22 protein-coding genes are annotated in these 20,895 nt (G+C 40.5%); 10 read left to right on the forward strand and 12 right to left on the reverse strand.

The window, feature by feature from the left end; genetic code table 11:
* The first annotated feature begins 71 nt into the window (after positions 1-71).
* Entirely contained in the window at positions 72-464 is a 393-nt protein-coding gene (locus tag ACN6NB_RS04620) for a hypothetical protein (RefSeq protein ID WP_034282242.1), read from the forward strand.
* Here ACN6NB_RS04620 and crcB (ACN6NB_RS04625) read toward each other — a convergent pair.
* The 3 genes from crcB (ACN6NB_RS04625) to ACN6NB_RS04635 are packed head-to-tail and all read right to left on the reverse strand — an operon-like array spanning position 461 to position 1,944.
* Positions 461-826: a fluoride efflux transporter CrcB gene (gene crcB / locus ACN6NB_RS04625; protein WP_039177499.1), complete on the reverse strand. Its 366-nt coding sequence runs from the start codon at positions 824-826 to the stop codon at positions 461-463. The two genes, ACN6NB_RS04620 and crcB (ACN6NB_RS04625), sit on opposite strands and share 4 nt — an antisense overlap.
* Positions 827-1,222, reverse strand: a complete 396-nt coding sequence (gene crcB, locus ACN6NB_RS04630) for a fluoride efflux transporter CrcB (RefSeq protein ID WP_039177502.1) — start codon at positions 1,220-1,222, stop codon at positions 827-829.
* 5 nt (positions 1,223-1,227) lie between these two features.
* On the reverse strand, positions 1,228-1,944 hold the full coding sequence (locus tag ACN6NB_RS04635) for a glycerophosphodiester phosphodiesterase (protein ID WP_039177505.1): 717 nt from the start codon (positions 1,942-1,944) through the stop codon (positions 1,228-1,230).
* 305 nt (positions 1,945-2,249) lie between these two features.
* Between ACN6NB_RS04635 and ACN6NB_RS04640 the strand changes: the two genes are divergently transcribed.
* The 3 genes from ACN6NB_RS04640 to ACN6NB_RS04650 all read left to right on the forward strand — a co-directional run bounded on the left by ACN6NB_RS04640 (position 2,250) and on the right by ACN6NB_RS04650 (position 4,365).
* Complete coding sequence (locus ACN6NB_RS04640) at positions 2,250-2,351, forward strand: YhdX family protein (protein ID WP_017360338.1); 102 nt, start codon at positions 2,250-2,252, stop codon at positions 2,349-2,351.
* Between the two features lie 164 nt (positions 2,352-2,515).
* Positions 2,516-3,604, forward strand: coding sequence for a mechanosensitive ion channel family protein (locus tag ACN6NB_RS04645; RefSeq protein WP_039177507.1), 1,089 nt, complete (start codon positions 2,516-2,518; stop codon positions 3,602-3,604).
* Positions 3,605-3,633: 29 nt separating this feature from the next.
* Positions 3,634-4,365, forward strand: a complete 732-nt coding sequence (locus ACN6NB_RS04650; RefSeq protein WP_445285727.1) for an NAD-dependent protein deacylase — start codon at positions 3,634-3,636, stop codon at positions 4,363-4,365.
* A 39-nt stretch (positions 4,366-4,404) separates the two neighbouring features.
* Here ACN6NB_RS04650 and ACN6NB_RS04655 read toward each other — a convergent pair whose 3' ends face one another.
* Complete coding sequence (locus ACN6NB_RS04655) at positions 4,405-5,259, reverse strand: polysaccharide deacetylase family protein (RefSeq protein ID WP_039177516.1); 855 nt, start codon at positions 5,257-5,259, stop codon at positions 4,405-4,407.
* 296 nt (positions 5,260-5,555) lie between these two features.
* On the opposite strand from ACN6NB_RS04655, the gene dat reads away from it, so the two are divergent.
* Positions 5,556-6,413 (forward strand): D-amino-acid transaminase, encoded by an 858-nt coding sequence (dat, locus tag ACN6NB_RS04660; RefSeq protein WP_144490869.1) that lies wholly within the window; start codon positions 5,556-5,558, stop codon positions 6,411-6,413.
* 45 nt (positions 6,414-6,458) lie between these two features.
* Here the strand turns inward: dat and ACN6NB_RS04665 are convergent, their stop codons facing one another.
* The gene (locus ACN6NB_RS04665) at positions 6,459-6,965 is read right to left on the reverse strand and encodes a universal stress protein (protein ID WP_095408097.1); all 507 of its coding nucleotides are present in this window, start codon (positions 6,963-6,965) and stop codon (positions 6,459-6,461) included.
* Positions 6,966-7,521: 556 nt separating this feature from the next.
* Between ACN6NB_RS04665 and bmrC the strand changes: the two genes are divergently transcribed.
* The gene (bmrC, locus tag ACN6NB_RS04670) at positions 7,522-9,279 is read left to right on the forward strand and encodes a multidrug ABC transporter ATP-binding protein BmrC (RefSeq protein WP_144490870.1); all 1,758 of its coding nucleotides are present in this window, start codon (positions 7,522-7,524) and stop codon (positions 9,277-9,279) included.
* Positions 9,276-11,291, forward strand: coding sequence for an ABC transporter ATP-binding protein (locus tag ACN6NB_RS04675; RefSeq protein WP_144490871.1), 2,016 nt, complete (start codon positions 9,276-9,278; stop codon positions 11,289-11,291). The genes bmrC and ACN6NB_RS04675 overlap by 4 nt, the downstream gene beginning before the upstream one ends.
* A 105-nt stretch (positions 11,292-11,396) precedes the next feature.
* On the opposite strand, the gene ACN6NB_RS04680 is transcribed toward ACN6NB_RS04675, so the two are convergent.
* The 7 genes from ACN6NB_RS04680 to ACN6NB_RS04710 form a co-directional block, all read right to left on the reverse strand.
* The gene (locus ACN6NB_RS04680) at positions 11,397-12,014 is read right to left on the reverse strand and encodes an NAD(P)-dependent oxidoreductase (RefSeq protein WP_039177527.1); all 618 of its coding nucleotides are present in this window, start codon (positions 12,012-12,014) and stop codon (positions 11,397-11,399) included.
* Positions 12,015-12,299: 285 nt separating this feature from the next.
* Positions 12,300-12,503 carry an alpha/beta-type small acid-soluble spore protein gene (locus ACN6NB_RS04685; RefSeq protein ID WP_039177528.1) on the reverse strand — a complete coding sequence of 68 codons (204 nt, stop codon included), beginning with the start codon at positions 12,501-12,503 and terminating at the stop codon, positions 12,300-12,302.
* A 236-nt stretch (positions 12,504-12,739) separates the two neighbouring features.
* A complete protein-coding gene (locus ACN6NB_RS04690) occupies positions 12,740-13,846 on the reverse strand; it encodes an ABC transporter ATP-binding protein (protein ID WP_064498251.1) in 1,107 nt (368 codons plus the stop codon).
* A 142-nt stretch (positions 13,847-13,988) separates the two neighbouring features.
* A complete protein-coding gene (locus tag ACN6NB_RS04695; protein ID WP_039177533.1) occupies positions 13,989-14,864 on the reverse strand; it encodes a helix-turn-helix domain-containing protein in 876 nt (291 codons plus the stop codon).
* Positions 14,865-14,884: 20 nt separating this feature from the next.
* Positions 14,885-15,094, reverse strand: coding sequence for a YheE family protein (locus tag ACN6NB_RS04700; RefSeq protein ID WP_003211787.1), 210 nt, complete (start codon positions 15,092-15,094; stop codon positions 14,885-14,887).
* A gap of 152 nt (positions 15,095-15,246) precedes the next feature.
* The gene (locus tag ACN6NB_RS04705; protein WP_064498252.1) at positions 15,247-16,605 is read right to left on the reverse strand and encodes a YheC/YheD family endospore coat-associated protein; all 1,359 of its coding nucleotides are present in this window, start codon (positions 16,603-16,605) and stop codon (positions 15,247-15,249) included.
* Positions 16,562-17,674: a YheC/YheD family protein gene (locus ACN6NB_RS04710; RefSeq protein ID WP_039177539.1), complete on the reverse strand. Its 1,113-nt coding sequence runs from the start codon at positions 17,672-17,674 to the stop codon at positions 16,562-16,564. Before ACN6NB_RS04710 ends, ACN6NB_RS04705 begins: the two co-directional genes overlap by 44 nt.
* Positions 17,675-17,888: 214 nt before the next feature.
* On the opposite strand from ACN6NB_RS04710, the gene ACN6NB_RS04715 reads away from it, so the two are divergent.
* The 3 genes from ACN6NB_RS04715 (at position 17,889) to ACN6NB_RS04725 (ending at position 20,816) form a co-directional block, all read left to right on the forward strand.
* Positions 17,889-19,022: a DUF445 domain-containing protein gene (locus ACN6NB_RS04715; protein WP_474253254.1), complete on the forward strand. Its 1,134-nt coding sequence runs from the start codon at positions 17,889-17,891 to the stop codon at positions 19,020-19,022.
* A 121-nt stretch (positions 19,023-19,143) separates the two neighbouring features.
* Positions 19,144-19,500, forward strand: a complete 357-nt coding sequence (locus ACN6NB_RS04720) for a YlbF/YmcA family competence regulator (protein ID WP_024425750.1) — start codon at positions 19,144-19,146, stop codon at positions 19,498-19,500.
* 449 nt (positions 19,501-19,949) lie between these two features.
* The gene (locus ACN6NB_RS04725) at positions 19,950-20,816 is read left to right on the forward strand and encodes a Cof-type HAD-IIB family hydrolase (RefSeq protein WP_144490873.1); all 867 of its coding nucleotides are present in this window, start codon (positions 19,950-19,952) and stop codon (positions 20,814-20,816) included.
* Positions 20,817-20,895: the final 79 nt, after the last annotated feature.

Here is a 20,895-nt window from a genome sequence, read left to right on the forward strand (position 1 = left end):
ATTTAGTCTCTTTTAAACGAATATATGTTCGGTATATAATAAGAACAAACGTTCGATAAAGGGGGATGGACATGCTTTGGTACGAAACAGCAAGTATCACGGAGAAAAAAACCTCAATGAAACGAATTGAGTTTCATTTAAAGAATTTCAAAAATTATCAAGCAGCGATCTTAAATATCGAAAGGCAGCTTGAAAAAAGAAGCCCGCATCATCTCGACCACATGACACGGAAAAAGTTAGAAGAGCAAAAAAGTCAGTATGAACTCATCGTTGCTTGTATTGAAACGGCATTAAAAGAGTTGGATGAAATAGAACAGCAGCTCATCGATTATAAATATTTTCGAGATTGGCGGATGGCAAAATGTGCAATGGAAATCGGCTATAGTGAAAAAACACTCTTTTTGATGAAGCGCCAGCTCATGGATCAGTTGCTCATCAGCTTAGCCGCCATCACCAATATTTAAAAAAGATGCTGTCCTATTTGATAAAACGCAGCAAACAGACATAAAGACCCGATGATGGTGACCAATAAGTAGACAGCAAGCTGTCCAATTTGCCGCTCATGCAGCATGGACGCAGCCTCTACACTAAATGTAGAGAATGTTGTAAAACCACCGAAAAAACCAGTCCCAATGATCATAAGCAGCGGATCATTGTTAGTCACTGCACCTGTCAGTAAACCTAAACCGGCTGCGCCGAGTAAGTTGATGAGAATAATACTAAACGGAAAACGAGTATGAAACTTGGTTTTCTGAATCGATTGACTGAGGAAAAAACGAAGGGCACTGCCTATCCCGCCAGCAACAGCTGTATACAATACAATCATTTATCTGCTTCCTTTCGGCTGCTCATTTTGTTGAAAGAGGTGCTGAGCGGTGATCAGTCCACATAAGGCAGCGCCCACTCCAGCAATCACTGAGAGTAGAATGTACATGACACTTGATGTGAACAGTCCATCCTGTAATAAGAGAACTGTTTCTTTAGAAAAAGTGGACATTGTCGTAAAACCACCACAAAATCCTGTTCCGATTAAAGCAGCAAGATATTTTTTTCCCTTCCGAAACATAAAATACCCTGTTGAAAAGCCAAGAAGCAGACTGCCTATAATGTTTTCAATCAGCGTTGCATAGGGGAATGTGTGGCTGACAACGGACTGGCTAAGTTCATATCTACAAAGGGTACCAACTAGTCCACCGATAAATACGGCGAGATATGCTTTCATTTACATCATTTCTCCTTTAGAAAAAATGGCGGGTGATCCGTCACCACTCCATCAATGGGATATGTTTTGATCCTGTCGGCTGTTTTTTGGTCATTCACTGTCCATACAAAGACATCCATTCCAAATGAGTGGATGCGATCAATCCACCATCTGTTGATCAGCGTTTTCTTCATATTAAGGCAATCCGCAAAGGAGCTGTACTCCGCTAATTTCCTTTTCGTCAGTTTGAAGGCAGAGGGTTTTATAATAAAAGCCGTTCGAAGAGAAGGGGCGTAAGCTTTGACTCTTTGAAGGGCATTGGCATCAAAAGATTGAACCATGATGTGACGGGAATAGGCAAACCGGTTGATGATGTCGACAACTGCTTTTTCAATCCCAATCTGCCGTTTTGGATGCTTGATCTCAATCAGTATCCCGACACGCTGACTGTACCTTTGAAGGATTTCCTGTAAGGTGGGAATTCGTTCGTTGGCGTACTGAGAATCAAACCAGCTTCCTGCATCCAGTTTCTTCAGCCGATCAAGTGTATAACTTTTCACTAATCCGCTTCCGTTACTCGTTCGATCAACGGTATCATCATGGATAACGGCTACGTGCTGATCCATTGTCAGCTGGACGTCTAACTCAATATAATCCGCACCCTGCTGAACAGCTAAATCAAATGCGGCGATTGTATTTTCTGGGGCAGCGCTTGATGACCCTCTATGTGCGATAATATACACATGCTCCAGCTCCTGACATAAGTTCTGGTCTTATCATATCAAATTTTTGCTGTTTTTCCTTCTTTACTATATGGAACGAGGGAGAGCTGTATGTAATGGAACATGGCTTGTGGTGAGAAAGCATCGTGTATAAAAGGTGAAAAGTTGCAGGAATATCCCAAGCTCTTATTGAGTAAATCTGAACTACATCATTTTTTCTTCGATCAATTTTGTCCAAATCGTCAGCGTTCGTCAAAATATTAGTGCTTTCGTCATGTTGACTGAAAATTCTGATGTTTTATAATGATGAAAAGGAGGCGAGATGATTGGGTAAAGGGAGAATTAGAGTGGAAGAACGTATTAAGGCCGAAACGGATGCTGAAATGTTTAAAGCGACTCTCCTTGATCAGGCTCAGAAGAAAAAGTAGTTTGCTGCCCGTCGATATGTCTCTAGCCAAAATTTCATATTTGAACATCATGCCTCGGGATTATTCCCGAGGCTTTTTATGTAGAGGTCAGACATTTAAGAGAGGACATGAACGAAGGTTATATTATAAACTAGAGAGGATTGTTTTAAAGGAGAGAGACAGACATGTTTACACAAAAATGGATGGATACATATTTTACAGTAGATATTGCGATCCAAATTGGAATCAGCCTTTGTATTTTATTGCTGTTTTTATTGCTTCGGAAAGTATTTACGAAGTATTTATTTCAACTTCTGTTTAGGCTGACAAATCGGTCGAAGACGGAGGTCATTAACCAAATTGTTGTGGCATTTGAAAAACCAGCCAGACTGTTTTTCGTGGCACTTGGTTTATATTTTGCGTTAAGACAGGCGCCATACTTTGAGCATCATATGGATGTCATCATTAAATTGTATAGATCCTCCATTATTTTGATGCTGACGTGGGGACTTTGTAATTTAACCGCAGCATCTTCCTTCTTATTTCAAAAGGTCAATTCGAAATTTGAATTAGAAATGGATGATATTTTAGCACCGTTTTTATCAAAGGTACTTCGTTTTATTATTATCGCACTAAGTATTAGTATCATTGCACAAGAATTTAATTATGATGTCAATGGACTTGTGGCAGGTCTTGGTTTAGGTGGTCTAGCCTTTGCGCTGGCTGCGCAGGATACAGTGGCTAACTTTTTTGGAGGGATAGTCATCATTACAGAGAAGCCTTTTACGATGGGCGACTTTGTGGAGACACCAAGTGTTCTTGGGACTGTTGAAGATATTACATTTCGAAGCACAAAGTTTCGAACACCTGCTGAAGCCGTTGTGACCGTTCCGAATTCTACGCTTTCTAAGGAGCCGATCACAAACTGGACGAGAATGAATAAACGTCAGATTACGTTTTCTGTTCGCGTTTCCTACAATACACCAAAGGAAAACATTGATCAGTGTATTAAGCGTCTCAAACAGATGCTTCACGAGCATGATGGTGTGCATAAGGAGACGATTATGGTGAATCTCGATGTACTGGCAGACAGCTATTTGAACTTGTTTTTCAACTTTTATACAAACACGACAGCTTGGTCTGAAAACCTTGATATTAAGCAGGACATTAACTATCGCATCATAGATATTTTCCACGAAGAAGGTGTAGAATTTGCTTTCCCTGGACAGACCATTTATATGAAACAAAAAGGCGAGAAACAGCTGGGTGAATAAAGGAGGAATGGTACGTGGATCAAAAAAAGGTGGAAGCGCTAAGAGAGAGAATATCGCAGGCTTCACATATCACAGTACTCTCAGGTGCAGGTATGAGTACAGAATCGGGTATTCCTGATTTTAGATCAACGGGTGGATTGTGGACGGAAGATACTTCTCGCATGGAGGTGATGAGCCGGTCCTACTTTTTATCAAATCCTCATCAATTTTGGCCGAAATTTAAGGAATTGTTTCAGATGAAAATGAGCGGGGAATACGAGCCAAATAGCGGGCACATCTTTTTAGCCAGCCTTGAGCAACAAGGGAAGCATGTGGATATTTTTACCCAAAATATTGATGGTCTTCATAAAAAGGCGGGAAGCCAGCACGTATATGAACTCCATGGTTCCATTCAAACGGCTACTTGTCCATCCTGCCAGGCGGTATATGATTTGCCTTATTTGTTAAAAGAAGAGGTGCCTGTCTGTCAAAGGGTTTCCTCTGATGGCAGTACGTGCGGACGTGTGCTAAAAACAGATGTTGTTCTTTTTGGAGATATGGTCAAACATTTAGACCAAGTGGAGGCATCACTTCAGAAAACGGACATGCTCCTTGTCATGGGGACTTCCCTAGAAGTAGCGCCAGCAAGATATATTCCAGAAGACGCAGCCCATGATCCTTCCATCTTCATGGTGATGATGAATTTGAGTGAAACAGAATTCGATCCGCTTTTTGATCTTGTCTTTCATGAGCGAATTGGCGATCTCGTGAAAGCTTTATAAATCATTAAAAAACCCGCACCTAAAGGTGCGGGTTTTTCTTTATTGCTGCAGCGGCTTCATTGTTTCATCAAGAACTTCAAATGTATAGCCCTTTGCCTTTAGCTGCGTGATTAAGCTGCTTAAGTATTTTGCTGTTGCCGGCTGATCATGCATTAAGATGATTTTTGGTTCTTTTGGATATTTTGTTTCCAGCACTTGTAGCTGATTTAATACCTCTGGTACATATTTTGAGCTTTTATATTTCCAGTCCAGACTGTCAATGGTCCAGTCCCAGTAGACAAAGCCTTTTTGTTTTAAACGTGCTTTTTGCTGATCGGTTAAATTGGGGGTGCTGCCATAAGGTGTTCTTACAAGATGGGTATACTCACCTGTGACAGAAGCCAAAATGCGCTGATCTTCCTTCATCTCGTTAACAGGAGAATCACTTTTTTGATAAAAGCGTTTCACATCATGGGTAATACCATGAAGCCCTAATTGATGTCCTTCTTGATGGAGTCTTTTCACAGCTGCCGGGTGTTCTTTAATCTGCGGCCCGAGCATAAAGAATGTAGCCTTCACTTTTTGCGCTTTTAGCACATCTAACAGCTGATTTGAAGTCGCTGATGGACCATCATCAAAGGTTAAAAAGATTGTTTGATCCGTTACATGTTTATTAGAATCGATCTTAAAATGTGCATCTAATGTTTTCCTAGAAGCATCTTTTGCTTTCATACTAGTGCTTGTGTCCCTAAATTGACTGCTCGCAGACAATTTCGCCGGCTGATCTGCTGCCTGCATATTGGTTTTGGACATATCCCAAATAAAAAAGAGGATCAGTGTCAGAATGACAAAACCAATCGCCTTTGAGAGCAGCATTGTGTTTGAAGGTGTCTGTTTTTTTTTAACCCGTTGCATTACAATCGCTCCAATAAATCAAAAATTTGTGTCGAATCATGTAGTAGATTCTGTCTTTTTCCGCTGTTTTTTGTCATGTTTATATGGTGTCAGTATACAGGAAAAAAGAGCCTATGAATATAGAAGATGCTAAAAAATTGGAATCTTTTTGGTTATGAATCTATATTTGTTACAATAGAAAGTTATCCATTTCATATGATGTGAAATAATTCTGAATAATCATTGAAACGTACTCATTTATCCGCTAAGATAGCATCAGATTCAACCATTATTGCAAAGCGAAGGGGAGATTCCATATGAAAGTATTGTACAATGGAGATTTCATTGAAAAAAAAGATGCACATGTTGATATTGAGGACAGAGGCTATCAATTTGGTGACGGAGTCTATGAGGTCATCCGAGTATACAATGGTACTTTGTTTACGTTAAAGGAGCATACAGAGCGTCTGTTCAAGAGTGCAAAGGAAATTGGTATTCATCTGCAAGGTACAGTATCTGATATGGAAGAAAAGTTAAAACAGCTCGTCGCTCACAATCAATTAACAGATGGCGGTGTGTATATTCAAGTCACGCGGGGAGTCGCTCCTCGTAAGCATCAATATAGCGATTCTCTCACTCCTCAAATCACGGCATATACGTTCCAGGTGAAAAAGCCTGTTCAAGAGCAGACAGCTGGTGCAAAGGCCATATTATCTGAGGATCTTCGCTGGTTAAGATGTGATATCAAAAGCTTAAACCTTTTATATAACATCATGGAAAAGCAGAAAGCATCTGAAGCTGGTGCGTTTGAAGCAATCCTGATAAGAGATGGCTTTGTGACCGAGGGAACCTCCTCGAATGTATATGCCGTGATTGATGGCGTGATTCGCACTCACCCTGCAAACAATCTCATTTTAAACGGCATTACCCGTAGAAAGCTGCTGGAGGTATGTGAGGCAGAAGGATGTACTGTTGAAGAAAATCGAATAAGCAAAGAAGAACTGCTGCGCGCTCAGGAAATCTTCATCAGCTCGACGACGGCTGAAGTCATTCCGATTGTTGAAATAGATGGCGAGCCAGTAGGGAAAGGCGTTCCAGGCGAGCTGACAAAGCGCGTACAGGAAGGCTTCCAGCAAAAAATTAAACATGAAAATGAAGCATCGATCTCTTCATAAATAAAAAAGGCTGTAAACATTCGTTTACAGCCTTTTGTGATGCATTTATTTCACAATAAGCACAGGTATATCTGATTTTGCTGATAACTTTTCACTCACACTGCCAAATAGCATTTTTTTCAATCTGCTTTGGTCACGTGCTCCCATGACGATGAGGTCTGCTGATATTTCCTCAGCATATTCGATAATCGCTTCTGCCGGTTCTCCCTCCACAATTTCAATGGCAGCCTCAAACTGCTCCTCATTTAAAAGCATTCTTGCTTCTGCGACGACCTCTTCTGTATGGTCTTCAAAAATCAAGGGACTTTGCTGTTCATCATGAGGCACATACACAGGGGGTGTTTGAAGATCTGCCGTACCGCCGCCGATATAAGCTCCGCCAGTCATTGGGCGCGGTGCATCAAACACCTGTCTGCCTGTTTTGCCATCATGGGCATAGGCAACGGTCAGCTTGGCATGCAAGGTTTTGGCTAAAGCGATTGCCTTCTTTAATGCTTTCTTACTGTCTTCATGTCCATCAAACGCAACGACCATCCGATCAGCTTGAAACAATGTCCTCATTCCTTTCAAAAGGAGTCTTTACACTCATGGTATACCCGTTAATAGAAAAAGATACACATAAGGGAGATTGATTTTTGTTAGAAAATTTCATTTATTGAAAAATATTTATTGACAAAATGGTGACAGCCGCTATAAGATAAAAAAAGATTCAAGAGCCAAAAGGAGGAAATGTCATGTGCAACATTGGAAGAATGAAATCAAACTGCATGAATGGGTTGATTCACGTGACAATTACACCTTCATTGGTCATTGAAAAGGAACTCGTATGTTCCAATTGATCGGATGAATCAAGGCGTATGTTGCGTATTTGTCAACATGCGCCTTTTTACATGACGAAAAGAGGCGTACCAGCCAGCTGGTGGCCTCTTTTTTTGTTGTATTCATTTCGCATTCCGAAATAAAGGGATGGAAAACAACAAGTAAATGAAGAGGAGTGAAAGCATGTGAACATGCCAAAATCAAGACAAATGATAAAAGCCCAAAAAACGAAACAAGGTGACTTGCAGGAAAATTTAGAAAGCGGCTAGCTTGAAAAGGAGAGACAAACATGTTTTCAGTATTTGCGAAATTAGGCTGGTTCTTTAAACAAGAGTGGAGGCGTTATACAATCGCTATTACGCTTTTGCTCATTGTGAATGTGCTTGAAATGCTGCCGCCAAGATACCTTGGCCAGGCAGTGGATGACATTCGTTCTGGTCAATTTACAACATCCAGTATTTTGTTTTATGTGACCATTTTTTGCTTACTCGGTGTCGTCGTCTATACACTTACATATTTTTGGATGTATCAGTTATTTGGCGGCGCAAATGTCATGGAGCGTGTGATGCGCGGGAAACTGATGCGCCACTTGCTGAAGATGACACCGACCTTTTATGAAAGGAAAAAAACCGGTAACTTAATGGCATTAGGAACAAACGATTTAAATGCTGTAGCCTTAACGACAGGCTTTGGCGTTCTGACCTTGGTTGATTCCACTGCTTATATGCTGATGATCTTCTTTACGATGGGTCTGACAATTAGCTGGAAATTAACCTTAATGGCGATTATCCCTATGCCGCTGATGGCGCTCTTAATTGCGTTTTATGGCAGCAAAATCCATGAGCGCTTTACTGTCGCTCAGGATGCATTTGGTGATATGAACGATCGTGTTCTTGAATCAGTGGCAGGCGTTCGAGTCATTCGGTCTTTTGTGCAGGAGAAACAAGACGTCAAACGCTTTCGCGAAATGACAGATGATGTATTCCAAAAAAACATGCGAGTGGCGATCATTGATTCCTTGTTTGAACCGACAGTGAAATTACTTGTGGGGATCAGCTACTTAATCGGAATCGGCTACGGAGCCTATCTCGTATTTCAAAGTGATTTAACCATTGGGGAGCTTGTTGCATTTAACGTCTATCTTGGCATGATGATCTGGCCAATGTTTGCGATCGGCGAATTGATTAATATTATGCAAAGAGGAAATGCGTCGTTAGACCGGTTGAATCATACACTCAGCTACAAGCCGGACGTAACAGACGCTGCTCAGCCGAAAACGTTACAAGAGCCTGGAGATATTGAGTTTGATCACGTGACATTCAGGTATCCAACTTCACCTAAAGATAATCTCATTGATGTGTCCTTTACCGTTCGAAAAGGGCAGACGATTGGGATTACAGGCAAAACGGGAAGCGGCAAAACGACCATTGTCAAACAGCTTCTGCGCCAGTACCCGGCAGGTGATGGGCAACTATTGCTATCAGGTGTTCCAATCCAAGACATTGAATTAGATCAGTTATTTCAATGGATCGGATACGTACCGCAGGATCATATTCTTTTCTCAAAAAGTGTCGAACAGAATATGCGCTTTGGTCATCGGGACGCGAAACAAGATGAGTTAGCACAAGCAATCAAAGATGCTTACTTTGAAAAGGATCTACGCCTTCTGCCAGAGGGTTTGGAGACCATGGTTGGGGAAAAAGGTGTTGCGCTGTCAGGCGGACAAAAACAGCGAATATCCATTGCACGTGCTTTATTAATTGATCCAGACATTTTAATTTTGGATGATTCATTGTCTGCGGTAGATGCAAAAACAGAAACCGCTATCCTAGAAAATCTAAGACAAAACCGTCATGGCAAAACGACGTTTATTACGACTCATCGCCTATCAGCTGTTGAACATGCGGATCTCATTCTTGTCATGGAAGAAGGACGCATTGTCCAAAAGGGCACTCACAACGAGCTCATCCAGCAGGATGGGTGGTATAAAGAACAATTTTTGCGTCAGCAGCTGACAAATCAGCTGGAAGGAGGGGATGAGGCATGACAACAGGAAGAAGACTCCTTGCCTACGCACTCCTATATAAGAAAGTACTGTCTGTTGCCTTAATCTTTCTAATGATTGCAGTTGGTGCTGAGCTGACAGGACCGTTTATTGGGAAGAAAATGATTGATGATCATATTTTAGGTGTAGAAAAACCGTATGTCGAGGTCAATGAAAAGACAGACAAAACCGTTTATTACCAGGGAAATAACTATATACGAAGCGATCGATTAAACAATGGAATGGAATCTGGAAAGCAAATCAATGTGGTGCAAGTCGGGTTCGGTTACTATTTTGTGAATGAGCCGATTCGTTTTGATGGAAACAGAAAAATATCGGGAGATCAGCTCACCATTGATAATGGGAACGAGCGTGAGACCTATGAGGTACAGCGTTTATCAAAAGAAGAGATTTTTGCTTTTTATCACCCAGAAATCAGTGGTTTGGTGCAGCTTGTTCTATTTTATCTAGGGCTGCTCATCGTTGCGATTTTCTTTCAGTATGGGCAGCATTATTTGCTCCAGAGGATTGCAAATCGAATTATTCAAAAAATGAGGGTAGACGTCTTTGAGCACATCCAAACGCTGCCGATCCGATATTTTGATAATTTACCGGCTGGAAAGGTTGTCGCGAGAATCACCAATGACACGGAAACCATTCGTGACCTATATGTCACAGTCCTTGCTAATTTTGTGACGAGTGCCATTTACATGATTGGGATTTACATTGCCATGTTTTTATTAAATGTGAAGCTGGCACTCATTTGTTTGGTCGCAGTACCAATTATATTCCTATGGTCGATGACTTACAGAAAGTTTGCATCCGTGTACAATCACCGAATTCGTTCGATCATCAGTGAAATCAATGCCAAGTTAAATGAAGCCATTCAAGGGATGACCATTATTCAAGCGTTTCGTCATGAGAAAGCGACGAAAGAGGAATTTGATGAGCTGAACAACAATCACTTTCGGTATCAGCGAAAGATGCTGCATTTAAATTCACTTCTTTCACATAACTTGGTTAACCTGCTGCGAAATTTAGCATATGTGGCGCTCATTTGGTATTTTGGCGGTGCGTCATTAAGTGCGACAGGCATTGTGTCCATTGGTGTGCTCTATGCGTTTGTCGATTATTTAAATCGATTGTTTCAGCCGATCACAGGTATTGTGAATCAATTCTCTAGGTTGGAATTAGCAAGAGTTTCATCGGAAAGGGTGTTCCGATTATTAGATGAACCCGGTACAGAGGTGGAAGAACCTGTTCAGAAGAAGCTGGAGGGACACGTTCAGTTCAAAGATGTCACCTTTGCTTATAATGAAGGGAAAAATGTCTTAAAGAACATTACGTTTGAAGCTAAGAAAGGTCAAACGGTTGCACTTGTGGGGCATACTGGTTCTGGGAAAAGCTCGATCATGAACTTGCTGCTGCGTTTTTATGACATTCAGCAAGGAGACATTCTCATAGATGGCGAAAGCATTTATGATCAGTCGCGTCAAACGCTGCGTAAACAAATGGGCATTGTGCTGCAAGATCCGTATTTATTTTCGGGAACGATTGCCTCCAATGTCAGCTTAGGAAATGAAGACATCAAAAGAGAAACCATTGAATCCTCATTAAAGCAAGTAGGCGCAGCAGAGTTATTGAAGCATCTGCCGCAAGGCTTTGATGAACCAGTCGTTGAAAAGGGAAGCACCCTTTCCTCAGGGGAACGTCAGTTGATTTCATTTGCGCGCGCATTAGCATACGATCCAGCGATTTTAATTTTAGATGAAGCCACCGCCAACATTGATACAGAAACAGAAGCGATCATTCAGCGGGCGCTTGATGTAGTCAAAGAAGGACGAACGACTTTTGTGATTGCTCACCGATTATCCACGATTAAGAAAGCCGATATGATCTTGGTGTTAGAAAAAGGTGAAATCGTCGAGCGTGGCAGTCATGAACAACTCATGCAGCAAGAAGGGCTGTATGCGCAAATGTATGAACTGCAAAAAGGCGCTGTTGCAAACAGTTGATGAATAGTAGAAAAAAGAGCCTCTTCAAATTGAATGAGGCTCTTTTCCTTTGCATGAAAAAGTCGACGATTTTTACAGGTTATATCATTTGGACAGGCTGCAACATCAATAAGCGATGCCGACGCGTTGATGCACAAATTCCTTCGAATTTAACTGCTGATATAAAAAGTGTGCGGTATCTTCAACTGAAATTTTCTTTCCATCTATAGGGAGAAAATCTTTCTCATAGCGATATGACCGTGTCACTTCTCCATCTGGTAAATAGGTTGGACAAATAATGGTCCAATCTAGATCAGTTGATTGAAGGATTTCAAACGCTTTCGCATGCTCTTTAGCTGCTCGGGAAGTAGTCCGCTTTGATTCATTTGTTTCAAAACGGTAAAGCTCCGGCTGCTGCCTTGCTTTTAAAATACCTGCTGTACCAATTGTAATAATTCTAGATGTATTTGTTTGCTTCATGGCTTGTACGATATGCTCCATTGAAACAGATAATGTATCATCACCATCTGTTGATAGACAGCTCACAACAATATCTGCTCCTTTCATTGTCTCAAGCACATCTTCTCGATTTCTTGAATTGCCGGTGACTTGAAACATACCCGCAAGCATTTCTTCCCGGTTTGTCCGAATCAATGAACGAACCATGTAACGATCATCTACTTGAACGAAACGAAGAAATGCTTGTCCTACACGTCCATGAGCACCGAAAAGAGCTATTTTCATCTGTTCGATCCCTCCACTACATACTATAAGTGAAAAGAACCCAAAATGGTACAACTTTTATGTGATGCTCTTTTTATAAAGGTGAAAGGACCGAATACTATGACCATATTCACTTAATAGAGAGATCCCTACAAATTGTAAAAGTTCAAAGTTCATACCAGAAATAATGTCCATGAAGATCCGCTCCTTTCTACTACATGATATGAGCTGAAAGGAGTTTGGTGAGGGATAAAAACAAAAAAAGAAGACACCATAAGAGGTGCCTTCTATGATCCAGGTATGAAATTAAGCTTTTGTTCCGCCAAGGTTTTGTTGAGCGTAAGACACAAGACGTTTTGTGATTTCTCCACCAACTGAACCGTTAGCACGAGCTGTAGTTTCTGCTCCAAGGTTTACACCAAATTCAGAAGCAATTTCGTATTTCATTTGATCGATTGCTTGCTCTGCTCCAGGAACTAGTAATTGGTTTGAACTATTAGAATTTGCCATGATGTGATTCTCCTTTTTGTATATGATTTATTTTTTTGGTTGGGTTTGCTGGAATCGCACCAGCGAAATGATCAAGTCATTTGCCACTTGGCGAAACCCAATGCAGTAACTGCTTTGTACTAAGTATTATGGTTATTTCCGAAAAAAACATACGAGAAAAGAACATGGTAAATGTTGTGTGAACATACAAAAAACCATCACCCAATAATGAGTGATGGCGCTGCTTATATATCTTTTTATTCAGCTGAGCGGATGCGCAGCTCTGTATCTGAATCAAAGAAATGGGCTTTGTTCATATTAATCGCAAGAGGGATAGACTGTCCGGCCTGTACATCGGTACGAGAATCAACACGTGCAATAAACGATTGATCATCGATAGAAGAGTAAAGCATCGTTTCTGCTCCCATTAATTCAGCTACTTCTACGTTAGCATTAATTTTTGTGCCTTCAGACGCCTCTATAAATACTGGTTCATCGTGAAAATCTTCTGGTCTGATGCCTAGTATGACATCCTTTCCAATATAGCCTTGGCTGCGTAATACTTTCATTTTTCCCTCTGGTACACGAATGTGCGTTTTTCCAACCGCGATGGCGCCGTCAGAGAGCTTTCCTGTAAAAAAGTTCATTGCAGGTGAGCCGATAAATCCACCTACAAACACATTCTCTGGGTTTTCATATACATCTTTCGGTGCTCCAACCTGCTGAATAAAACCATCTTTCATCACAACAAGGCGGGTTGCCATTGTCATGGCTTCAGTCTGATCATGTGTCACATAGATAAATGTCGTTTGCAGACGCTGATGAAGTTTAGAAATTTCAGCACGCATCTGAACACGGAGTTTTGCATCTAAATTAGAAAGCGGCTCATCCAAAAGGAAAACCTTTGCATCACGTACAATCGCTCTGCCAAGGGCAACACGCTGTCTTTGACCGCCAGACAGTGCTTTTGGTTTTCTGTCTAAATATTGCTCAAGCCCCAATATTTTAGCCGCATTTCGAACACGCTCATCAATCTCTGCTTTCGGAAACTTCCGAAGCTTTAATCCAAAAGCCATATTATCGTACACATTCATATGAGGATATAATGCATAGTTTTGGAAAACCATTGCGATATCCCGGTCTTTCGGTGCTACATCATTCATCCGTTTTCCATCTAACAGAAAGTCTCCTTGTGAAATTTCTTCTAGACCTGCAATCATGCGAAGGGTTGTTGATTTTCCGCAGCCTGATGGACCAACAAACACAATAAATTCTTTATCTTCTATATGTAGATTAAAGTTGTCTACTGCTGTTACCTTGTTATCATACACTTTATAAATTTGATTCAGCATTATTTCAGCCATTTGATGTCAGCCTCCCCAGTTTCTCTTTTTGAAAGCGCTTCATTGTTGAATAAAGTGTATAAAATGGGGAAGAGTCTGTAAATGGACAACGTGCACAACATCCTATTTTCATTTTTGGGCAGGATGCTCATACCTTCGTTTTTTATGAAAGATCGAGTAGAGTCATCATTAAATAAGCAGCCGATGCTTCTGAAAAATGTCGTATATCTAGCCCAGTGCGCTCAATAAATTTATCAATTCGATATTGAAGACTGTTTCTGTGAACATATAATGCTTTTGCTGCTTTGGATGCGTTTAAATTACATTGCATATAGGTCATGAGAGTGCGGTAAACATCTCGGTCAACAATCGCTTCTTTAAAAGCATCTGATATAGCATGAGAGAGGACAGATGCATCATAACAAATGAACGATGGTAGGCATTGATAAAATGTGGCAACCCCTGATCTAAGCTTTTCTCGCTGCATGTGGCATACAAAGAGCTGTTGTTCATTTAATAATCTCATCTGTAAATGGTCATTTGGCAAATGCAGCTGCCCTTGTATAAAGACTGAGTCTGTTAAAAAATCACTTGTAATGGCCAGAGACAAATCATTTAATTGATCTAATTGACTATTTTCTGATGTAGCGTTTGGTTGAATCAGCATAGCTGTTTCAGGGCCTGTCCATATGAAATGAGTATGTTCGAGGCTGTTATTCACAGCCTCTTTTATTTGCTGTCTTTGTTCCTCTTGATGGATCATTTGAAAATAATAAACACGGACGGGATGTTGGACAGTTAGTGGTTTGTTTTCAAAAAGATAGCTGAACCATCTTTGTTCACCCTCGGTATGCGCTTTTTGAAATAGATCAATCGGTGTAAGAAAAGAGTTGAGAAGTAGTGTTTCTCTTGCTGTAATCTCCGATTTGTCTACTCCAAATATTTCGCCTTCGTCTGTTTGATACCAAAGAATTTGTTTGTCATGAGTAGGTGTACTGATGATATGGTCTCCGTAAACAAGTTTTAATTTTTCTAACATGGCGGGGCTCCTTAAACAGTTTAATCATAGACATGGAATAGCATTAATTCGTGGATTTCTTCTTTTAAGGTTGGTTCAACTTCATGGGGCGGAAGCTGAGAGCCCCATTCAATGTCACCTGTTTTGTGGTAGATGCCTTCATAATGCGCACCATTGTGGAAAAAGGATATTTTCCAGCCTGGCAATTGTGCTTTTTTAAAAAGAGGTTTCCATTGAAAATGAGAAATCATATCATCATTGCCTCCTTGCTTTTATTGATGAAACAATAAACAAACACGACAACACGGAAACAACCTTGAACTTGATTTTATTGTATCTCATCTCATGAAAAGAGCATAGAAAAAGCATAAATTTAAGAGCACGACATGTGGCAAAAATGTAGTCAGTAGACGTTCGCGTGATCTGAAGTGGTGAGTGCCGTTTCTGAAAGGTAAGATGCGAAATCCATGATTCTTTTCCCGATCAGCCATTCTGATTTTTTCAGAGAGACATGCTGGAAAATCTCTCGGCCAGGGCGAGAATTGGCCTCAAACATCCAAATGGCGCCTGTTTGATCAATGCCTAAGTCAAAACCGATTTCACCAATATGCCCGGTCATTTTTTTATCTATTACTTGGCTAAGCGTGATGGCAGTATGAGAAAGCTGATGTAAAATCTGCAAACGTTTCTTTTCTTCTGGAAAGACAGCATAAAGTGTTTTCACCGTTCCGCCGTGTAACTGGTGAGTTGTGATGGTGTGATCTCCAGAAATTTTTGCTGCTGCTGCTGTGACTGTCCAATCACCGTCTTTATTTTTATTCGTATGAACTCTGAAATCCATCGGCTGATTGTCTATTTGAAGAAGCTCAATGCCTTGTTGTGCAATAAAATCATGAATTGCATGATCTTTTCGCAGCCTTTGAACAAACTGATCTATTGAATCATATGGAATAGCCCTTCCAAAATTTGAGCATACAGTGATTCCGTGATTTTCCTTTTTTAACCGATAAATACCGTCTCCATGACTTCCATTCGTCGGTTTTAAGTATATAACTTGATGCAGGTGGAGAAGTGTTTCAATTTTACTTAGAGCGTCCATGGGATCTAATTGTACAGAATGTGGGAGAAAGGACCATGTTTTTTCATCTGTTAATAGCTGTTCATGAATCTCCCATTTATTAAAAAAGTAAGGGTTGAACCAAGGGATATTATAGTCTTGGGTGAGTTTTCGCTTCGTTTCTTGAATGAGTGCTGACTGAGCAGCTTTTCTATTTGGAAGACGGTCATAAATGACTGACGGCAGTGGAAGCTGTTTTTTAACCCATGAACCTTGCTGGTACAACAATCCTTCTACAATTCCTTTTTCCCAATCAATAGAATGTGACCCAAAAAGATAGGCAAAACCAGCATGCTGTCTGAAAGAATTCAGCAGTTTGATAAAGAATTGTGATCTTGTTCCTAATGGCTGCGTGCTTTGCTCAAAACCTGCAGTGAAAATGCCCATCAACGGCCCTATAAAAAGTGTATGGTCAATGATGATCACATCAGCTTTTGATTGGTAAGGAATCAGTAAATCTCTGTATAGATCTTCAGATAATAATATTTTCTTTGGATGCTGATGATAGGAAATGTTGAAGCCATCAACTAAACGAGACCCTAGAGCAAGAGAATAGATGGCCTCTTTCTGTTTATAATGGTCTGGAAGATGAATTGTTTTTTCACTTGTGAGGTGTGGGGCGATGATGCAGCGATTTTTGTTCATAAGAAACCTCCTTCGGTTGAGACATCATCGATTGCGCATGTTCAAGAATGGTACGAATCAATTGATGTTCCTTTTCAGGGTAAACTTTTAAAAAAGCGGACCGTCCTGGCTTTGATCTGACATTTGATATGAACAGCCTGCCTTCACTTGTATGAAGTAAGTCTACTGCGAATTCAAAGCAAGGAGAGTACGTTTTATCTATATAAGCTGGAATTGATGCCTGAATGGATGCAATATCATCTAAAAGGAGCTCCTTGATGTGTGGCTGCAATGTATGTAGATAGTGTTCAAAGCCTATCACAGGATCCGATTTTTGTGTATAACTTAAAAGACTATTTTCTGCAGGTGATTTTGTGTGAATCCCCATGCGTTTCCATTGATTTTGTGAATCTTTCATAAGAAAAATCCTGATTTCATTAAATAAAGGTTCTTTTTGATCACTCGTGTTGAAAAATTGAAGGAAATACCGGCCTGCATATTTTTTGCACCAGCGCTCCATCTCTGACGCCCGAGAAAATGTAATGGTTTGATTGGAACTTAGCTGAACGGTGAATGTTGACTTGCCATCAAAGGAAATGAAGTAAGTAGATGCTGCATGCTGCTGGGAGAGAGGCTGCATTCTATAATAACCGCCAGCCCCGCACTCCCTTACCATATTGATCAGATCTGAGGGCTCTTTTAATAAAGAGCAGCCAGGTAAATATGGCTGTAAAGCAGAGAGGAGGCGGAGCTGTTCAAATAGCACCATTTTATTTGAAATGCCGGTATTCAAAAAATCTGTTTTTGGATACTTTTTTAGCCATTCCATGATGGGTTTTGCTTTTTTAGATTGTGCGTCATGCCGGTAAAGACATCGATCGTAAATCAAATCGGGAATCGGAAACTGTGCGTCGGCAAACCCTTGGTCATTCATATATGTTTGACCTTGTATCAAATTTGAAGCCGGCTTTAAATCAAGTGGTGTAAAACGAACAACCTTTAAATGATAAGAAGAGGCAGCTTTGGCGAGCTGACGTGTAAATGCCTCTTCATACTGCGGAGAAAGGGTTACAATACCTAATGTTGTCATTAAAAAACACCTTCTTTTCAACTTCTTTTTTTACCATCACAAAAACGTTTTTTTATGATTTTACTTAAAGCTTGCGCTCCTTTATCATTACGACAGATCGCTTGATCATATGTCTCGCTGCATACTTCATTTGCTTGGAAACTTGACAACAACTATAATACGTATAGATCAAAACAATAAACATCGGGTGTTGTTTGAAAGGTAGATGACGACTTTGAATATATTCACAACGTTTATCTTTATGATTGTTATCGGCGCAGTCATAGGAGCAGCGACAAACCATCTTGCAATTAAAATGCTTTTTCGGCCTTATAAGCCATATTACTTATTCGGAAAACAGCTTCCATTTACACCAGGGCTTATCCCTAAAAGAAGAGACGAAGTAGCCAAGCAGGTTGGTGTCATGGTTATGGAGCATTTGCTCACGCCAGAAGGTATTCAAAAGCGATTTGAATCATCCGAGGCAAAGCAAGAGATCCTGCGTACAGTCCATCGATATATTGACAAAGGCGCAAATATGGAGATAACCGTATTCTCCCTGCTAGAAAGATTCGGCGTTACAGAGGCTGATGTCAAAGCAGATAAATGGCTCCATCAGTGGTCTGATCAGAAGCTCAAGTCACTGCTTGAAACTTATAACCAGCAAACTTTATCTGAATTGCTCCCTGTAGAAGTGGAAAACAAAATATCATCGAAAATTCCAAATGCAGCAGATTATATTTTAAAGAGAGGCATTCATTATTTTGAAAGTGATGAAGGCAAAGCAAGGCTAGGCAATATGATTGATGATTTCTTAAAAGAACGGGGAATGCTTGGCAGTATGGTCCAAATGTTTCTAGGGAATTCAAGCTTAATTGATCGTGTACATCCCGAAATCATCAAGTTTTTAAGAAACGCAGAAACAAAAAGATTTTTATCCGATTTGCTTGTTCAAGAATGGGACAAGGTGAAGCAATTTTCTCTTCATGAGCTTGATAAAAAATGGAATGTGAAGGAACTTATTTTTAGTGTGAAAAATCAATTGCTTTCTCATTTCTCTACAAAGCTGATATTAGACAAACCTGTTGGGATATACGTCAGTGCTGTCGCGGATGATCTTAAAACACACTTTGCGCCAGTGTTGATTGATAAGGGGATCGGAGCGGCTTCAAATGCTTTAGAGGGTCTGCTTGCTAAGCTGCAATTTGAAGATATCATTCGTGAACAAATTGAACTTTTCCCGCTTGAAAAAATGGAAGAGCTAGTAGTCAGCATCTCCAATAAGGAGCTGAAAATGATTACATTTCTAGGCGGTCTTTTAGGCGGGATGATTGGTGCTATCCAGGCTGTTTTTGTGGCTCTATTCTAAGACAAGCTAAAGAAATTTTAATGAATTCATTGTATATATGTGAAACGAAAGCCATAGTTTGTTATAGTGGAGTGGTGTCCGCCGATCATATCGGTGATAACGGATAGAAAGGAGACATAACATGTCTGTAAATCTTTACGATGTTGCATATGACCTTGAAAAAGCATTGCGTCATAGCGAAGAATATTCAACTTTAAGAAATCTTTATGATGAGGTAAACGCGGATGAGTCCTCTAAAAGAATGTTTGAGAACTTCCGTGACATTCAAGTAAACCTTCAACAAAAACAAATGACTGGTCAAGAGATCACACAAGAAGAAGTGGAGCAAGCTCAAAAAACAGTTGCGCTTGTTCAGCAGCACGACAAAATCTCTCAGTTGATGGAAGCGGAACAACGTGTGAGTGTTCTTATCGGTGAATTAAATAAAATTATCATGAAGCCACTTGAAGAGCTTTATGGGAATCCAGAAGAAAACTAATGGAAAGGGCGATGTCATTCGCCCTTTTTTGTTTTATCTTTTCTCCTCAATATCTTTTAAAAAAAGGTTGTCGAAGCACATAAATTCTGCGATAATACTTATATTGAAAGTGCTTTCAAAAAGGCGCTCTCAAGGGACAATTGGGTGCGTTTCACTTGGGATTTAAGGCAGTGAGCCAAACGAGAGAGAAGCGCTTCTGGGAGAAACGCAAAGCATAAGGGGATCTGATATAAGCAATGCTTTGGTGTGTGAAAGATAAGGGGATCATGGGGAGCTTCATCACTCCATTGTAACGCATCCAAACCATACATAAAAAAAAAGCCTAGGGGTAGGCTTTTTTTATTTATCAATCATTCATAACCTGTGGCTCTTTCAACTGCATGTTCTAAAGCGCCAAGCTAGGGCATATCCTCATCGTAAGTACAGTCATCAAGAAGGGGGATGCCTCAGTGTCAAAAAAACTACTTGCACTCAATATAGATGGGACGTTACTTCGTTCCAATGGTAAAATCCATTCCGCTACAAAAGAAGCTGTGGAATATGTAAAGAAAAAAGGGGTTTACGTGACGATTGTCACCAACCGGCATTTTCGTTCCGCTCAAAAAATTGCCAAGGCGTTGAAGATTCCAACATCAACCCTTGTGACGCATAGTGGTGCATTTATCGCGGATAAACTCGATGAGCCGCTTCATGTGAAAAAATTAACGGAAGAAAAGACATTTAATCTTGTGCAAATCCTTGAAAGCTTCGATTGTAATGTCCGCTTGCTGCATGAAAAATTCTCGATCGGCAACCGGAAAAAAACGCAGTCTCAGCTGATGGGAAAGACGCTCATTCATCCGTCTGATCCAATTTTCTATCCCGTTCAGTTTGTTGAATCGTTAAGTGATATGCTGATGGATGAACCGGTCAGTACACCAGTGATTGAAGTATATTCGACAGCGGAGCTTCAGCCTGAGATTCACAGGACCATTCAACAAGCATTCCCATCTGTTGATCTTATTAGGATCAGTGATGAGAAAATGAATATTGTCTGCAAAGGGGTTTCGAAAGAAGCGGGACTTTCTCTCTTAACCTCTGCACTCGGTTTTACTTTAGAAGATACGGTCGTTATTGGACATGGAACAGATGATATTCCAATGCTTGAATTGGCTGGTTTAGGCGTTGCTATGGGAAATTCTCCCAATGATGTCAAGCGCAAAGCCGATTGGGTGACCCGCTCGCACGATGAACAGGGTGTGGCATATATGATCAAGGAATACTTTAGAATGCAGCAAAGAGAAGGATTTTTACATCAATTTGATATTAAAAGATAATACAGTGAAGGCCCTGTCAATCAAGAAATGACAGGGCCTTCGTCTGTTCCCTTCATTGCTTTTCCTACATGAATTTTGT

The sequence above is a fragment of the Bacillus sp. 11B20 genome (genome assembly GCF_056098985.1).

Coding starts and splice junctions, on each gene's coding strand:
- ACN6NB_RS04690 (WP_064498251.1), bottom strand. CDS start 13,846: ATGGCTGAAATAATGCTGAATCAAATTTATAAAGTGTATGATAACAAG.
- ACN6NB_RS04680 (WP_039177527.1), bottom strand. CDS start 12,014: ATGAAAATAGCTCTTTTCGGTGCTCATGGACGTGTAGGACAAGCATTT.
- ACN6NB_RS04700 (WP_003211787.1), bottom strand. CDS start 15,094: ATGATTTCTCATTTTCAATGGAAACCTCTTTTTAAAAAAGCACAATTG.
- bmrC (WP_144490870.1), top strand. CDS start 7,522: ATGTTTTCAGTATTTGCGAAATTAGGCTGGTTCTTTAAACAAGAGTGG.
- ACN6NB_RS04655 (WP_039177516.1), bottom strand. CDS start 5,259: ATGCAACGGGTTAAAAAAAAACAGACACCTTCAAACACAATGCTGCTC.
- ACN6NB_RS04720 (WP_024425750.1), top strand. CDS start 19,144: ATGTCTGTAAATCTTTACGATGTTGCATATGACCTTGAAAAAGCATTG.
- ACN6NB_RS04710 (WP_039177539.1), bottom strand. CDS start 17,674: ATGACAACATTAGGTATTGTAACCCTTTCTCCGCAGTATGAAGAGGCA.
- ACN6NB_RS04675 (WP_144490871.1), top strand. CDS start 9,276: ATGACAACAGGAAGAAGACTCCTTGCCTACGCACTCCTATATAAGAAA.
- crcB (WP_039177499.1), bottom strand. CDS start 826: ATGATTGTATTGTATACAGCTGTTGCTGGCGGGATAGGCAGTGCCCTT.
- ACN6NB_RS04695 (WP_039177533.1), bottom strand. CDS start 14,864: ATGTTAGAAAAATTAAAACTTGTTTACGGAGACCATATCATCAGTACA.
- crcB (WP_039177502.1), bottom strand. CDS start 1,222: ATGAAAGCATATCTCGCCGTATTTATCGGTGGACTAGTTGGTACCCTT.
- ACN6NB_RS04685 (WP_039177528.1), bottom strand. CDS start 12,503: ATGGCAAATTCTAATAGTTCAAACCAATTACTAGTTCCTGGAGCAGAG.
- ACN6NB_RS04705 (WP_064498252.1), bottom strand. CDS start 16,605: ATGAACAAAAATCGCTGCATCATCGCCCCACACCTCACAAGTGAAAAA.
- ACN6NB_RS04620 (WP_034282242.1), top strand. CDS start 72: ATGCTTTGGTACGAAACAGCAAGTATCACGGAGAAAAAAACCTCAATG.
- ACN6NB_RS04645 (WP_039177507.1), top strand. CDS start 2,516: ATGTTTACACAAAAATGGATGGATACATATTTTACAGTAGATATTGCG.
- dat (WP_144490869.1), top strand. CDS start 5,556: ATGAAAGTATTGTACAATGGAGATTTCATTGAAAAAAAAGATGCACAT.